The organism is Serratia sp. ASV30 (assembly GCF_016428815.1).
Taxonomy (GTDB): domain Bacteria; phylum Pseudomonadota; class Gammaproteobacteria; order Enterobacterales; family Enterobacteriaceae; genus Chania; species Chania fonticola_C.
This window is the reverse complement of record NZ_JAELTL010000056.1, coordinates 19,053-33,285: the sequence shown is the minus strand read 5'-3', so window position 1 is coordinate 33,285 and position 14,233 is coordinate 19,053. Positions and strand designations below refer to the sequence as shown.

General features: G+C 56.3%; 11 protein-coding genes. 2 read left to right on the top strand and 9 right to left on the bottom strand.

What is annotated here, in order from left to right:
• The 4 genes from yjeH to JHD74_RS20705 form a co-directional block, all read right to left on the bottom strand.
• Positions 1-778: L-methionine/branched-chain amino acid transporter (gene yjeH, locus JHD74_RS20720; RefSeq protein ID WP_199063408.1), on the bottom strand; the 778-nt coding region annotated here is incomplete at its 3' end.
• Positions 779-878: 100 nt separating this feature from the next.
• Positions 879-2,309, bottom strand: coding sequence for a bifunctional D-glycero-beta-D-manno-heptose-7-phosphate kinase/D-glycero-beta-D-manno-heptose 1-phosphate adenylyltransferase HldE (gene hldE, locus JHD74_RS20715; RefSeq protein ID WP_199063407.1), 1,431 nt, complete (start codon positions 2,307-2,309; stop codon positions 879-881).
• 265 nt (positions 2,310-2,574) lie between these two features.
• On the bottom strand, positions 2,575-5,412 hold the full coding sequence (glnE, locus tag JHD74_RS20710; protein ID WP_199063406.1) for a bifunctional [glutamate--ammonia ligase]-adenylyl-L-tyrosine phosphorylase/[glutamate--ammonia-ligase] adenylyltransferase: 2,838 nt from the start codon (positions 5,410-5,412) through the stop codon (positions 2,575-2,577).
• A 47-nt stretch (positions 5,413-5,459) separates the two neighbouring features.
• The gene (locus JHD74_RS20705) at positions 5,460-6,767 is read right to left on the bottom strand and encodes an inorganic triphosphatase (protein ID WP_024528274.1); all 1,308 of its coding nucleotides are present in this window, start codon (positions 6,765-6,767) and stop codon (positions 5,460-5,462) included.
• A gap of 278 nt (positions 6,768-7,045) precedes the next feature.
• On the opposite strand from JHD74_RS20705, the gene JHD74_RS20700 reads away from it, so the two are divergent.
• Positions 7,046-7,663, top strand: coding sequence for a TIGR04211 family SH3 domain-containing protein (locus tag JHD74_RS20700; RefSeq protein ID WP_024528273.1), 618 nt, complete (start codon positions 7,046-7,048; stop codon positions 7,661-7,663).
• Between the two features lie 108 nt (positions 7,664-7,771).
• Positions 7,772-9,007 carry a multifunctional CCA addition/repair protein gene (locus JHD74_RS20695; RefSeq protein ID WP_024528272.1) on the top strand — a complete coding sequence of 412 codons (1,236 nt, stop codon included), beginning with the start codon at positions 7,772-7,774 and terminating at the stop codon, positions 9,005-9,007.
• A 28-nt stretch (positions 9,008-9,035) separates the two neighbouring features.
• Here the strand turns inward: JHD74_RS20695 and lldD are convergent, their stop codons facing one another.
• From lldD to folB, 5 genes are all read right to left on the bottom strand, one after another.
• Positions 9,036-10,175 carry an FMN-dependent L-lactate dehydrogenase LldD gene (gene lldD, locus JHD74_RS20690; RefSeq protein WP_199063405.1) on the bottom strand — a complete coding sequence of 380 codons (1,140 nt, stop codon included), beginning with the start codon at positions 10,173-10,175 and terminating at the stop codon, positions 9,036-9,038.
• A gap of 16 nt (positions 10,176-10,191) precedes the next feature.
• Positions 10,192-10,974: a transcriptional regulator LldR gene (gene lldR, locus JHD74_RS20685; RefSeq protein WP_024528271.1), complete on the bottom strand. Its 783-nt coding sequence runs from the start codon at positions 10,972-10,974 to the stop codon at positions 10,192-10,194.
• Positions 10,971-12,626 (bottom strand): L-lactate permease, encoded by a 1,656-nt coding sequence (lldP, locus tag JHD74_RS20680; RefSeq protein WP_074031207.1) that lies wholly within the window; start codon positions 12,624-12,626, stop codon positions 10,971-10,973. The genes lldR and lldP overlap by 4 nt, the downstream gene beginning before the upstream one ends.
• A gap of 268 nt (positions 12,627-12,894) precedes the next feature.
• Complete coding sequence (bacA, locus tag JHD74_RS20675; protein WP_024528269.1) at positions 12,895-13,722, bottom strand: undecaprenyl-diphosphate phosphatase; 828 nt, start codon at positions 13,720-13,722, stop codon at positions 12,895-12,897.
• 130 nt (positions 13,723-13,852) lie between these two features.
• On the bottom strand, positions 13,853-14,212 hold the full coding sequence (folB, locus tag JHD74_RS20670) for a bifunctional dihydroneopterin aldolase/7,8-dihydroneopterin epimerase (RefSeq protein WP_024483059.1): 360 nt from the start codon (positions 14,210-14,212) through the stop codon (positions 13,853-13,855).
• Between the last annotated feature and the right edge of the window lie 21 nt (positions 14,213-14,233).

Here is a 14,233-nt window from a genome sequence, read left to right as displayed (position 1 = left end):
CCACGATCCCCGGCAACGAAGCGGCCGCCGCCTGATGTTCGCCGTAAGCATGGAAGTGCAGCACGGCTACGGTACAGCCCCAATAGACCGCCCCCGCCACCAACAGCCCAAGCATTAACGCGCGCGGAAAGTCCCGCTCTGGATGGCGAAACTCGGTCGCCAGATGAGCAAAAGCCTCCAGCCCGACAAAGCACCAGAACATCACTGCCAACGCGTGGAACATATTAGGAGGAGAAATATCGCTGACCGCAGGCCATGGGATTTGGGATGGAGTAATGCCGCCTTGCCACCAGATAGCCCCCACCAGAGCTATCACCAGAAGGGCAATCAAGGTCTGAATATTGGCACTGGAACCGGCACTGCGTGTGCCAAGCAGCCAAATCACCACCAGCGTGACAATTTGCACCAGCAACAGGCCGTTGGCATCCCAACCCAAAGTAGCCTGCCAGAACCCTGCGGCGATTTGTAATGCGGCGGGCAAGCCAACGGGGATCACAGAGAGGAACAGCCAAGCGGTTACCTTTGCCATGCGTGGCCCAAAGGCCAGGCCGACAAAATGCGCGGCACCACCGGCGCTGGGGAAATGGCGGCCCAATGCCGCAAAAGCGATAGCGATCGGGAATACCAGCACAATCAGTATTGGCCAGGCCCACAGGCTGTCGCCGCCCGCCACCTGCGCCGCCAATGCCGGAACGGCAAAGACCCCGGTACCCAGCAGTGAAGTGGACAATAGCCCAACGCCCTGCGCTAAACTCAGCTCCTGCTTAAGTCCACTCACTGCAAACCACCCTGTTTACCCGTCGTCTTTCAAGCTGCAGCGTTGTTACCTGCGCTTACCCACAGCTTGAAATCCATAGGGTATAGATATATAGATAACGTTAACCACGACCATCCTTGATAGCCTTGATGATGTTGGTGGTGGATAACCCATCTTCAAAGTTCAGTACCCGCACATCGCCACCGTTGGCCCAGACTTCAGCACTGCCAGCAATCTCATGCGGTTGGTAGTCACCGCCCTTCACCAGTAAATCTGGCAGCACTTCGGCGATCAGGCGTTGCGGCGTATCTTCTTCAAACGGCACGACCCAATCCACGGCTCCCAGCGCGCCCAACACCACCATACGGTTTTCCAGCAGGTTAACCGGGCGGGTTTCCCCCTTCAGGCGCTTGGTTGACGCATCGCTGTTCACCGCCACGATCAGGCGATCGCCCAATTTGCGCGCATTTGCCAGGTATGAGACATGGCCAGCGTGCAGAATGTCGAAGATGCCGTTGGTCATCACCACTTTCTCGCCGCGTTGGCGCGCCTGCGCTACCGCTTTTTTCAACTCGGCCTCGGTCATTACGCCAAAGCCGGTTTCGGCGCGGCCACGAATGGCATTTTCCAGTTCGACTGGCGAGACGGTCGAGGTACCCAACTTACCCACCACCACACCGGCGGCGGCGTTAGCCAGGAAGCAAGACTCTTCCAGCGTATTACCCGCTGCCAGGGCGGCAGCCAGTACACCGATCACCGTATCACCGGCACCGGTCACGTCGAACACTTCCTGCGCCTGAGTTGGCAGATGCAACGGCTCACGGCCCGGCTGCAGCAGCGTCATCCCCTGCTCGGAACGGGTGATCAGCAATGCGGACAGTTCAAAGTCCGTCACCAGTTTCATCCCACGCGTCACCAGCTCTTCTTCGCTCTGACAATGACCGACCACGGCTTCAAATTCGGACAGGTTTGGGGTCAGCAGCGTGGCGCCACGGTAACGTTCAAAATCGGTGCCTTTCGGGTCGATCAGTACCGGAACCTTCGCAGCACGTGCCAGTGCGATCATGCCCTGCACCTTGCTCAACGCGCCCTTGGCGTAATCCGACAGCACCAGTGCGCCAATCTGCGGCAATGCCTGCTGGATACGCTCCATGATCGGCTGCGGATCGACGTTGGAAAAACCTTCCTCGAAGTCCAGGCGGATCAGCTGTTGGTTACGGGAAAGTACGCGCAGCTTGGTGATGGTCGGGTGCGTCGGCACCGAGACAAAGTCACAACGCACGTTAACTTCGTTGAGCTTGGCGCTCAGCGCACGCGCCGCGTCGTCGATCCCCGTCAGGCCTACCAGGCGTGAATTGGCACCCAACGAGGCGATGTTCATCGCGACGTTAGCTGCACCACCGGGACGCTCTTCGATGGTTTCAACCTTGACCACCGGCACCGGCGCTTCCGGTGAAATACGGCTGGTCGGCCCATACCAATAGCGATCCAACATGACGTCACCAACCACCAACACACCGGCGCGGCGAAAATCAGGTAGTGTAACTTTCATCCGATAACTCCAAACAAGTCATAAAAATAAATTCGGCAGATATTAGCATAATAGCCTGCAATACCCGTAAAAACTGCCCCCTCACCCCAACCCTCTCCCACAGGGAGAGGGAGCTGGTAGCCCCTGCTCGTTTGGCAGTAAAGCGATAATCTCAACAAACTCGATCGCCTCTTCAGCCAAGGTGAGTCACTATAATTTCAAACACAATCGATCGGTCCCCTCTCCCTTTGGGAGAGGGTTAGGGTGAGGGAACCCATATGTCCCCTCAGCCCAGCCATTTGCGCCAACTGACACGCACCTGCTCACGCTCGGCGGTAAACAGCTCACTGCTGACTTTGCTGGAATGCTCCTGCAACGCCAGATGGTGGATCTCATCACGCATGGTGACATAGGCCTGGGTCAACGCCTGGGCCTCGTCTTCCGGCATGATGTCGTAATTGGCCATCAGCTCAAAGATACGCACGTTATCCGACCAACGCGTCAGGCGCGGTTCGCCCGCGGCATAACCTAAGACCAGGTATTGGGCAATAAATTCGATATCGGTGATCCCGCCTTCGTCCGCTTTGATATCAAACAGATCGCGCTGTTTGCTGCCCAGATGGTTGCGCATTTTCTCGCGCATTTCACGCACCTCCTGCTGCAGCTTGTTCACTTCACGCGGTTTGCACAAAATTTCGCGGCGGATCGCATCAAACTGCTGGTGCAGCGCCGGATCGCCATACACGATGCGCGCCCGCACCAGAGCCTGATGCTCCCAGGTCCAGGCTTCGTTACGCTGATAGTCGGCAAAGGCTTCGACGGTACTGACCAGCATCCCGGCAGCACCGGAAGGACGCAGACGGGCATCCACCTCATAGAGAATGCCTGAAGAGGTGCGGGTGCTGAACAGATGCATCACCCGCTGTGCCAGACGCAGATAGAACTGACGGCCATCGATGCAACGATCGCCATCCGTCATGACGTCTGGTGGACAATCCAGCAGGAACACCAGGTCTAGATCCGAGCTATAGCCCAGTTCCCAGCCCCCTAGCTTACCGTAGCCGATCACCGCGAACCCTAACCCCTCCCGTTCATGCAGATGGGTTGGTTGGCCGTAGCGCGCAACCATGTCTTTCCACGCCTGCTGCACCACCGCATCAATGATAGCCTCGGCCAGATAGGTTAAGTGATCGCTCACTTTCATCACCGGCAACGCCTCGGCGATATCTGCAGCGGCAATGCGCAAGTGCTGTGCCTGCTTGAACTGCCGCAACGCTTCCAACTGCTGTTCTTCATCGTCTTCCGGCACCCGCAGGCGGTATTGGCGCAGTTCGCTACGATAGGCATCAGGGGCCACCGGTTGGTACAACGTGGCAGTATCCAACAGCTCATCGAGCAACAGCGGATAACGCGCCAGTTGGCTGGCCACCATCGGTGATGCGGCACAAAGGCGGATCAGGTGGCTGAGAGCGGCATGGTATTCCACCAGCAGCTCAAGGTAGGTAGTTCGGGTCACGATGCTCAGTAACAACTGGGTCAGGCGCGTCAGAGCCGTAGCTGCGTCCACGCGCGAACACACTTCGGCCAGCAAGCGTGGCATCAGTTGATCCAGCACGTCGCGGCCACGCGGGCCAATAGTGCGTTTGTCCACGTCGTGGCGGAAGTCGGCGATGGAACGCAACATCTGCCGCCGCGCCTCTTCGTCCAGATGGGGTGTCAGTGGTGCCAGCTCGTTCTCGTCCAACGCATCCTGCCAAAGGCTGTGATAATGCTGGTAGTTGGGATCTTCGCCTACGTCTGGGCTGTCGTCGCCGATCAGGTCATCAAATACCGCACGGACCTGGCGCATATGCTCTTCCAGCACCGCCATCAACGACGGCCAGTCTGGCTGATCCATTCCCCAGGCCAGACGCGCCTGATCCAACTCGTCCTGCGGCAGGGTTTGCGTTTGCTGGTCGGCAATCGCCTGCAACAGATTCTCCAGCCGCCGCAGGAACAGGTAGCCGTTACTCAGCTCAGCGACCTGCTGTGCGGTCAACAACCCAAGTTCACCAACCGCCTGCAACGTCGGCAGCAGTGAGCGCCCCTGCAAACTGGGTTCACGCCCGCCACGGATCAGTTGGAACACCTGGGTGATAAATTCGATTTCGCGGATGCCACCGGCACCCAGCTTGATGTTGTCCTTCAGCCCCCGCCGCCGCACTTCGCGGGCAATCATGCCCTTCATATTACGCAGCGACTGGATCACGCTGAAATCGATATAGCGACGGAACACGAATGGCCGCAATGTCTTGCGCAGTTCCTGGCTGTAGGCATCTTCATGCCCCCCCATCAGGCGCGCCTTGACCATCGCGTAGCGTTCCCAGTCGCGCCCCTGCTCCTGGTAATAATCTTCCAGCGCGGCAAAGCTCATCACCAGCGGGCCGCTATCGCCAAACGGCCGCAGACGCATATCGACGCGGTAGACAAAGCCGTCAATGGTTTGCTGATCCAACGCTTTGATAAGCCGTTGCCCAAGGCGGGTAAAGAATTGGGCGTTATCCAGCTCACGCCGCCCACCCTGCGTATGGCCGTTTTCCGGATAGGCAAAGATCAGATCGATATCAGAGGAGAAATTCAGTTCGCCACCGCCGAGTTTGCCCATCCCCAGGATTAGCAAAGGCTGCGGCACGCCATCGGCATTACAAGGCGTGCCCCACTCGCGGCAACAGGTTTGATAGAGCCAGTCACGGGCGCTAACGATTAGCGTTTCTGCCAGGGCACTCAGCTGTTGTAGCGTTTCTTGCGTGGTACATAGCTGCTGAGCCTGCGCCCAGGCAATGCGCACCAGGCTCTCACGGCGGAACAGACGGAGCACACGCATCAGCTGCGCTTCGTCCTGCACCTCTTCAAGCTCATCCTGCAACCAGGCGGCATAGTGCTGCCACTCATCGGCCACCGGCTGCTGCTGGCGTAACGTTACCAACCATTCAGGATGGCCGAGCAACATGTCACTGACAAAATCACTCGACGCCAGAACGCTTTGTTCTGCGGCGCTGAGCATCAACTCCGCGCCCTGAGTTTCCTGAAATCGCTGCACGATGTTCTGTGCCTGAAGCTGTAACGCAGCAGAGAGTGGCAACATAGTGAATGACCCGTTCTGTGGCCTGCAGCCCGGCAGGCCCGCTGGAGTTAACGAACCGCGCCGTTTAACCAGAATGGCGCATGGGATAATGCCTGTTTGCGGCTGGCTTCATACCAACCCTGCCGACGTTCGGCAATGGCTGATTGCAGCTCGCGCCAGCTGTCGATATACGGCCCGGTTTCGCTATCCGGATAGGCACCAGAAAGCAGAATAAATGCCAACACCTGGCGCGTCAGACGGGGCAGTTGCTCTTGATATTCATCTTCATTCAGGGTGCGTGTAAAGGCTTCTTTCAGCTCTGCGGCGCTACGGCCCAGCATGATGTCGCTAAAACGCTTGAATGAACCATCCAGCTTAGCCTGCGATTTGGCATCGATAAACGGCCGCCATGCGCCGGTGATCAGCCACGATGTGAGTGCCAACTTACATTGCAGATACTCCGTGCCATAGCACAGCTCCTGCGGCTGGGTGGTTTTATCCACCAGCAAAGGCTCCAACGCCGTCAACCGGGCGCGCAGATCGGTGCTTGCCTTGCGCGGAACCAATCCGCCAAAGATCACCAGCGCCTGGCGGATCAGTCCGATCGCTTCCATTACCGCACGACGTGCCTGCTTATCGCCACGCAGCCACAGCTCTTCGTGATACTGCCAGTGGCTCAACGCCAGCTCGAAAGCGGCGACCATGCCCTGTTCTACCGTGGATTTAGGGGCTGGCTTCAACACGCTTAATGGGCGTAACTCACGTTCGGCATTGCCCTGCGCCAGATGATATCCCCGGGCCGCTTTGCTGAGGCTGCCCTGGCGTAAACCACCTTGTTCCGCTAGCGCGGCTGCCAATGCCAGCAAATCAGCAGTCTCACCGCTTTTCAGCTCCAGCTCCAGCTCGCATAACGGTTCGGCCAGTTCACCCGCACGGACTTCGCCCTGATCGAGGCCAATCTCAATCTCGCTTGCGCCGTAAGTGACCACCCACTTTTCACGCACAAAGTCGGTGCGAAACAGCGGCTGCAACGCCTTTTGCAACGGCGCCAGCTTGCAGCCCTCCGGCCAGATATCCGCCGGGAATTTTTTCAGCGCCAGCGCGGGTTTGGCGATGGCGACGTTATATTCCGGCCGCTGGTGCAGCCCACCCACCACCGAACCGGCGGTTTTGATGGTCATTTCATAGCTATCGTCAAAACCGCGGATACGCAGGCCCATATCATGGTTGCGCAGGAAGTTGTCGGCGGTTTCATAGTAGATATTGGTCAGCTTCTGTGGCGCAGAATGCTGATTCGGCCAGGCGGCAATCCGCTCCGGCAGGCTGGCAATCGCTGCGGGGGAAACAATAAACTTCAGTTCTATTTCAACGCTCATAGTTCTTTTACACCAATAGGTTAGGCATTCGCGTGAGTCTTCACGGCGGCGGAGTCTGCCGGCCGCACTCAGCCCGACGACGCACAGTGAGAGTATCTTACCGCGATTCCCCCTGACTTGACTCTGCCAACTGCAGAAAAAACCTGTTACGTTATAGAAAGCTGCGCAACTGATGGGATTTAGCATAGTAAGATAGTTCCCATTCCGGTTTTGGCGTTGCGCCGTCAGACTGAACGCTCTACTATCGTTCCATAAATCCACGCAGAAACGATGACATAATGCAGAAATTACGCCTGATTTGCCTTGCCGTGCTAAGTTTTAGCATCACTTGGGGCGCACATGCCGAAGATAAACGCTATATCTCCGATGAATTAAATACTTATGTCCATAGCGGCCCAGGTAACCAATACCGTATCGTCGGCACCTTGAATGCCGGTGAAGAAGTCACGCTGTTGAGCGTCAATGACAGCACCAGCTACGGCCAGATCCGCGATTCCAAAGGACGCAGCGTCTGGATCCCAATGGATCAGCTTAGCCAGACACCAAGCCTGCGCACCCAGGTGCCAGAGCTGGAACAGCAGGTGAAAACCCTGACCGACAAGCTGGCCAATATTGATAATAGCTGGAACCAGCGCACCGCCGAGATGCAGCAGAAGGTGGCCGCCAGCGACAGCACCATCAGCGGCCTGCAGCAGGAAAACCAGGATCTGAAAAATCAGCTGGTTGTGGCACAGAAGAAGGTGAATGCGGTGAATCTGCAACTTGACGACAAACAGCGCACCATTATTCTGCAATGGTTTATGTACGGCGGCGGCGTTGCCGGCGTTGGTTTGCTGCTCGGTCTGGTGTTGCCGCATCTGATCCCACGCCGCAAGAATAATCGCTGGATGAACTGATTACCGTTCCGCCAGTTTAAGCGCCTACGGGCGCTTTTTTATTGCCTGACGCATCCACCGCCCAATTGATGTAATCTGATCAAAAGAGCTATTGATAGGAGTTAAACCGTGAAAATTTACCTGGTCGGCGGTGCCGTCCGTGACACCCTGCTCAACTTACCGGTAGTGGATCACGACTGGGTGGTGGTCGGCGCAACGCCTGCCGATCTGTTGGCTCTTGGCTATCAGCAGGTGGGTAAAGACTTTCCGGTATTCCTCAACCCGCAAACTCATGAGGAGTATGCGCTGGCCCGCACCGAACGTAAATCCGGACAGGGTTACACCGGATTTACCTGCTACGCCGCCCCAGACGTGACGCTGGAAGAGGATCTACTGCGGCGCGACCTCACCATCAACGCCATGGCGCGGGGTGATGATGGAGTTTTGGTTGACCCCTATAACGGCAAGGCCGATCTCGACGCCCGCCTGTTGCGCCATGTCTCCGACGCGTTTGGCGAAGATCCGCTGCGAGTGTTACGCGTAGCGCGTTTTGCCGCCCGCTTTGCTTCCCTGGGCTTTACCGTCGCCCCTGAAACCAGCGCGCTGATGCAGCAGATGGCCGAAAGCGGTGAACTGGCCTCCCTGACGGCGGAACGCGTGTGGAAAGAGACCGAGAAGGCGTTACAGAGCCAGAGCCCGCAGGTGTATTTCCAGGTGCTTCGCGACTGCGGAGCGTTGAAAGTGCTGTTCCCGGAAATCGACGCCCTGTTTGGCGTTCCTGCCCCAGAGAAATGGCATCCGGAAATTGATACCGGCATACACACGCTGATGACGCTGGCGATTGCCACCCAGCTCAGTCCAGAGGTGGATATCCGTTTCTCAGCGCTGTGCCACGATCTTGGTAAAGGCATCACGCCACAAGAACTCTGGCCACATCACTATGGCCATGGCCCTGCGGGCGTCAGGCTGGTTGAGAAGCTTTGCCAACGGCTGCGAGTGCCTAATCCAGTACGTGAACTGGCGAAGCTGGTGGCGGAGTATCACGACCTGATCCACACGGTTAATAAACTGCGGCCAGAAACGCTGTTAAAACTGTTTGATGCCATCGACGTGTGGCGTAAACCGCAGCGGCTAGAGCAGATGATCCTCACCAGCGAAGCCGATGCCCGCGGGCGCACCGGTTTTGAAAACAACCCTTATCCGCAGGGCGATTACCTGCGCCAGGCCTATCAGGTCGCCAACGCGGTTTCGGTCAAAGAGGTGGTGGAAAGTGGCCTGCAAGGGTTGGCGATCCGCGACGAGGTCAAACGCCGCCGCCAGCAGGCGTTGGCGGACTGGAAGAAGCAGCAAGAACCTCATCCTTAAGTAAAACGGGCGCAGTATGCGCCCCTACCTACCCCTCCAGCACCAACGAATCACGGCTGATTTCGGCAATACTTTTCGCCCCCGTGAGCGTCATCGCTACGCACATCTCTTTTTTGATCAAAGCGAGCAGGTTTTCCACCCCCGCCTGGCCTGAGGTTGCCAAGGCATAAACATAGGCTCGCCCCAGCAATACGCTATCCGCCCCGAGCGCAATCATGCGCACCACGTCTAATCCGCTGCGTATCCCGCTGTCTGCCAGGATGGTGATATCGCCCTTCACCGCATCGGCAATCATCGGCAGCGCACGAGCAGAAGAGAGCACCCCATCCAGTTGGCGACCACCGTGGTTAGAAACCACAATGCCGTCGGCACCAAAGCGTACGGCATCACGCGCATCGTCGGCGTCGAGAATGCCCTTTATCACCATCGGCCCCTGCCAGAAATCACGGATCCATTCCAAATCACTCCATGAAATCGAAGGGTCAAAGTTGGCCCCCAACCACCCGATATAATCTGCTAATCCGGTGGGCTTTCCGAGGTAAGCGGAAATATTGCCCAGATCGTGCGGACGCCCATTCAGGCCAACATCCCACGCCCAGGCAGGATGGGTCACGGCTTGCCAATACCGCCGTTGGGCAGCATAGGGGCCACTCATTGCCGAATGCGCATCGCGGTAACGAGCGCCTGGTGTCGGCATATCCACGGTGAATACCAAGGTGGTACAGCCCGCGGCTTTCGCCCGCTCCAAGGCATTACGCATGAATCCACGATCTTTCAACACATACAGCTGGAACCACATGGGCCGCTTGATGGCCGGCGCCACCTCTTCGATTGGGCACACCGAGACGGTGGAAAGCGTAAACGGAATGCCTTGTTGCTCTGCGGCCCTTGCAGCCTGCACCTCGCCACGGCGGGCATACATGCCACACAACCCTACCGGGCCAAGGACGACGGGCATCGCCAAAGTTTCGTTAAACAGTTTGGTTTCCAGGCTGAGTGCCGACATGTTCTTAAGAACACGCTGCCTCAATGCAACCTGAGCCAGATCTTCCACGTTACGCCGCAAAGTGTGTTCGGCATAAGCGCCGCCGTCGATGTAATGAAACAGAAACGGCGGCAGTTTACGTTGTGCCGCAGCGCGATAATCCGTGGCTGCTGAGATAATCATCAAGCGATCTCCCTTATTACGGTGAATTGTCATCAGGAAGGCGGGTAATCCGCGCCTGCCTGGCCTCGTCCTCATGCAGATTTTTAATGGTGGAATGCACGAATCCCAGATGAGATTTGGCCGCTTTACCCGCCCGTTCAGGATCGCCTGCCAGGATCGCCAGCAGCAGTTCCTCGTGCTGTTCAGTCAGCCGGGTGAAGATCGTCGGCTGGGTGTACATACGCTGGCGGCTATGCATGACGGAGGAGCGCATCAAATCGAAAAAGCCGCGCATGGTTTGCAGTAACACCACGTTGTGTGAAGCCTCGGCAATTGCCAAATGGAAGCGCACATCCGCCTGAGCGGCAAGTTCAGGATGATCGCTCTCCTGAAGCGCCAACATGGCGTCAAAGCACGCCTGTAGCTTCTCTTTGTCTGCGGCGGTGGCGCGCATTGCCGCGTGCCAGGCGGTGCTTGCCTCAATGGCATGGCGAGCTTCCAGAATGTCGTAACGATAGTCAGGATCGTCGGCAACCAAGGGTCTCAGCGGCTCCACGATGCATTGCTCTGACCAGGGGGAAAGCTCGTCGCAGACATAGGTTCCGCCGCCACGTCGGCTAATGAGCGTTTTTTCACCAATCAGCTTTTGAATCGCCTCACGTAAAGAGGAACGCGAGACGCCCAACTCGTTAGCCAACTGGCGCTCGGCGGGCAAGCGCATCCCCATTTCCAGTTGGCGTTCGCGGATCATCACCTTGATACGCTCAACCAAACGATCGGCCGAGCGTAGTGGATAAGTGGGTTGAAGATTTACGGTCATGGGATCATCCATGTTAGCCAGTAAGCCTGAAGCGTAGTAATAACCCCCACCATACAGGTGAAAATCAGGCTGTGTTTTACCGTAAAGCGGAACAGGTCAGACTCTTTCCCCACCAACCCCACGGCGGCACAGGCAATCGCGATAGACTGTGGTGAGATCATTTTGCCTGTGACTCCGCCGGTGGTGTTAGCCGCAACCAACAGCACATCCGAAACGCCAATTTGCTGGGCTGTGGTGGCCTGTAGAGCGGCGAACAACGCGTTGGACGAAGTGTCTGAGCCGGTCAGGAATACGCCCAACCAGCCAAGGAACGGTGAGAAAAAGGTGAACGCGCTGCCGGTATGCGCCAATGCCAGCGCCAAAGTTGCCGACAGGCCGGAATAGTTGGAAATAAAGGCAAAGGCTAACACCATGCCAATGGAATAGATGGGTAGCATCAACGCCTTTAGCGTTTCAGCAAGTGTGGTGAGCGCATCTTTGGGCTTCATGCGCAGGTAAATCACCGAGGCGATCGCAGCAACCATAATGGCGGTGCCGGTGGCAGAGAACCAGTCAAGTTTGAAAACGGCGGCATAAGGCGTGATGTTTGCCACCACCGGCGGCATTTTGGCGACCAGCTTATCCAGAAAAGGCACCGGAATAGAGAGTACCCAATCGTACAGCGCACCACCTTGAGCGAACAACGCTTTAAACGGCGGGATGCTCCACAAGGTGACCGTAGCAGTCAGGAAAATAAACGGCATCCAGGCGCGAATAATCTGCCCTAAAGCATAGTGTTGCTGCACCAGCGTTTGGTCGACGACGGCACCTTCGGCATTATCAAAGCGGAACAGGCGTTTTGGCTGCCAGACACGGAGAAACAGCGTCAGGCATACCAGTGAAACCAGCGAGGAGATGATGTCTGGCAGCTCTGGCCCAAGAAAGTTGGAGCTGAGATACTGCGCCAAGGCAAAGCTTCCCCCCGCCACAACCACCGCAGGCCAGGTTTCTTTAATGCCGCGCCAACCGTCCATAATCGCCATGATCCAGAACAGCACGATAATCGTCAGGAACGGCAATTGCCGCCCGACCATCTGGCCGATTTCAAAGCTGTCCAACCCGGTCACCTGACCCGCGACGATAATCGGGATGCCCATAGCGCCGAAAGCCACCGGAGCGGTGTTGACGATCAGACAAAGCCCTGCGGCATACAACGGATTGAACCCCAGGCCAACCAACAAGGCGGCGGTAATGGCTACCGGTGCGCCAAACCCGGCGGCCCCTTCCAGAAAGGCACCAAAACAGAAGCCGACGATCAGCATCTGTAAACGTTGGTCAGGGGTGATAGAGAGAATGGAAGAGCGAATGATGTCAAACTGCCCGGTCTTCACCGAAATCTGGTAGACAAATACCGCGGCAATAATGATCCAGGCTATCGGCCACAGCCCATAGAAAAAACCATAAACCACCGCAGCGAGCGCTCGGTCAATGGGCATCCGGTAGAGGAATAACGCCACCAGTAAAGCTATCCCAACGGTTAACGTTGCTGCTATATGCCCCTTGAGCTTCAGTTTAATCAGCGCCAAGAAAAAAAACGCGATAGGCAGTGCCGCGATCGCACTTGATAGCCAGATATTGCCTATGGGATCATAAACTTGTTGCCAGACTTCCATGTAGATAACTCCCGCGATTATTCACATACTCCTCCGCTTAATGGGTCGTACCAACAGGGCGAAGTCATATAATTGATAACCGATAGTTAACTTACTGTTAAAAATATGCAATGTGTCTGTTTGGTTTTTTGCCGTTTATGTGCCAGAGGTTCACATTTTTCCGGCATTGGTCGGACCAAAAGGGGAGAGGCGAAGGCAGCTAAATATAAACATAGTGGGCAAAGAGCCCACTATTGGAGAGGAGAAAACGTTCGAACTGGTGCCAGAATTAATGAATAAACACCATGTAAACCGCCGCCGCGACGATAAAGCGGTAGATGGCGAAAGGCACAAACGAGATACGCTTGATAAGCTGAAGGAAGGTCTTGATCGCGATTAGCGCTACCACAAACGCAGTGGCGAAACCGACGGCAAACATCGGCAGGTCATTGAGCGTCAGGAAGTGCAGGCTCTTGTACAGATCCAGGCCGCTGGCACCGATCATCATCGGCACCGCCAGAATAAAGGAGAACTCCGAGGCCGCAAAACGGCTTACGCCAACCAGCATGCCGCCTGAAATGGTGGAGCCGGAACGGGAAAAGCCAGGCCACAGCGCCAGACACTGGAAGCAACCGATCAAAAAGGCCTGCCGGTAGGTAATATCATCCAGCCCGACCGCGCTTGGTTTTTTCGGTTTCAGCCATTCGGCGGCCAGCAGCAACAGGCCCCCGACCACTAACGCATACATCACGTTTTTCGGTTCAAATAGCGATTTGATCATGTCGTGGAGCAGCAGCCCTAGCGCCACTGCCGGGATCATCGCCAGCAAGATATGGCCTAACTTCAGTTGCCCTGCCGTCTGCCCTTCATGAGGTACCGGTTTGCCACCAAAGTGAATGCCGATCAGGCCAAACAGACGCCGCCAGAACACCACCACCACCGCCAGGATCGAACCCAACTGGATAATGACTTCGAAGGTTTTTGCCTTATCACCGGTAAAACCCAGCAATTCGCCAACGATAATCATGTGCCCAGTCGAGGAAACCGGCAGGAACTCTGTCAACCCTTCGACTACCCCAAGCACGAATGCCACAAACAATGAATGCATGTCCGCCATCAGACCACTACCCCATTTCAAATTTAAGGTACAAGCACAAAAAAGCGGCAATGTTCAATACCTTGCCGCTTAAACAATTCTAGTTACAGACCAGCATATCGGTCTTTAGTTGCATATTGGTGACAACTTGTCAGGCTGGACGCTGGCCGCGCTCGATGATCACCCCTACCCGGCTGGCATGCGCTACCGCACCTGGCTTACTGACCTTAATACGGACCCAGGGAGATTTAAAGCGCCGTAGCAAAATTTCGGATACCTCCTCTGCGACACGCTCCACCAACGCAAAACGATTGGGCTGCACATGTTGGATGACCGCATCGCTGATATCGGCATAGCTCAGACAATCATTCACATCATCGCTGGCGGCCGCCTGGCGGTTGTCCCACGCCATTTCGATATCGAACACCAGCTTTTGCTGAATGGTTTGTTCCCAATCATAAACGCCAATGGTGGTGATCACGGTAAGCTCTTCAATAAATACGATATCCATCACGTCATTCTCAGTTTTTGG

Bases quoted from the DNA above. Each gene is read 5' to 3' on its own strand.
- hldE (WP_199063407.1), bottom strand. From the start codon at position 2,309: ATGAAAGTTACACTACCTGATTTTCGCCGCGCCGGTGTGTTGGTGGTT.
- glnE (WP_199063406.1), bottom strand. From the start codon at position 5,412: ATGTTGCCACTCTCTGCTGCGTTACAGCTTCAGGCACAGAACATCGTG.
- JHD74_RS20705 (WP_024528274.1), bottom strand. From the start codon at position 6,767: ATGAGCGTTGAAATAGAACTGAAGTTTATTGTTTCCCCCGCAGCGATT.
- JHD74_RS20700 (WP_024528273.1), top strand. From the start codon at position 7,046: ATGCAGAAATTACGCCTGATTTGCCTTGCCGTGCTAAGTTTTAGCATC.
- lldD (WP_199063405.1), bottom strand. From the start codon at position 10,175: ATGATTATCTCAGCAGCCACGGATTATCGCGCTGCGGCACAACGTAAA.
- lldR (WP_024528271.1), bottom strand. From the start codon at position 10,974: ATGACCGTAAATCTTCAACCCACTTATCCACTACGCTCGGCCGATCGT.
- lldP (WP_074031207.1), bottom strand. From the start codon at position 12,626: ATGGAAGTCTGGCAACAAGTTTATGATCCCATAGGCAATATCTGGCTA.
- bacA (WP_024528269.1), bottom strand. From the start codon at position 13,722: ATGGCGGACATGCATTCATTGTTTGTGGCATTCGTGCTTGGGGTAGTC.
- folB (WP_024483059.1), bottom strand. From the start codon at position 14,212: ATGGATATCGTATTTATTGAAGAGCTTACCGTGATCACCACCATTGGC.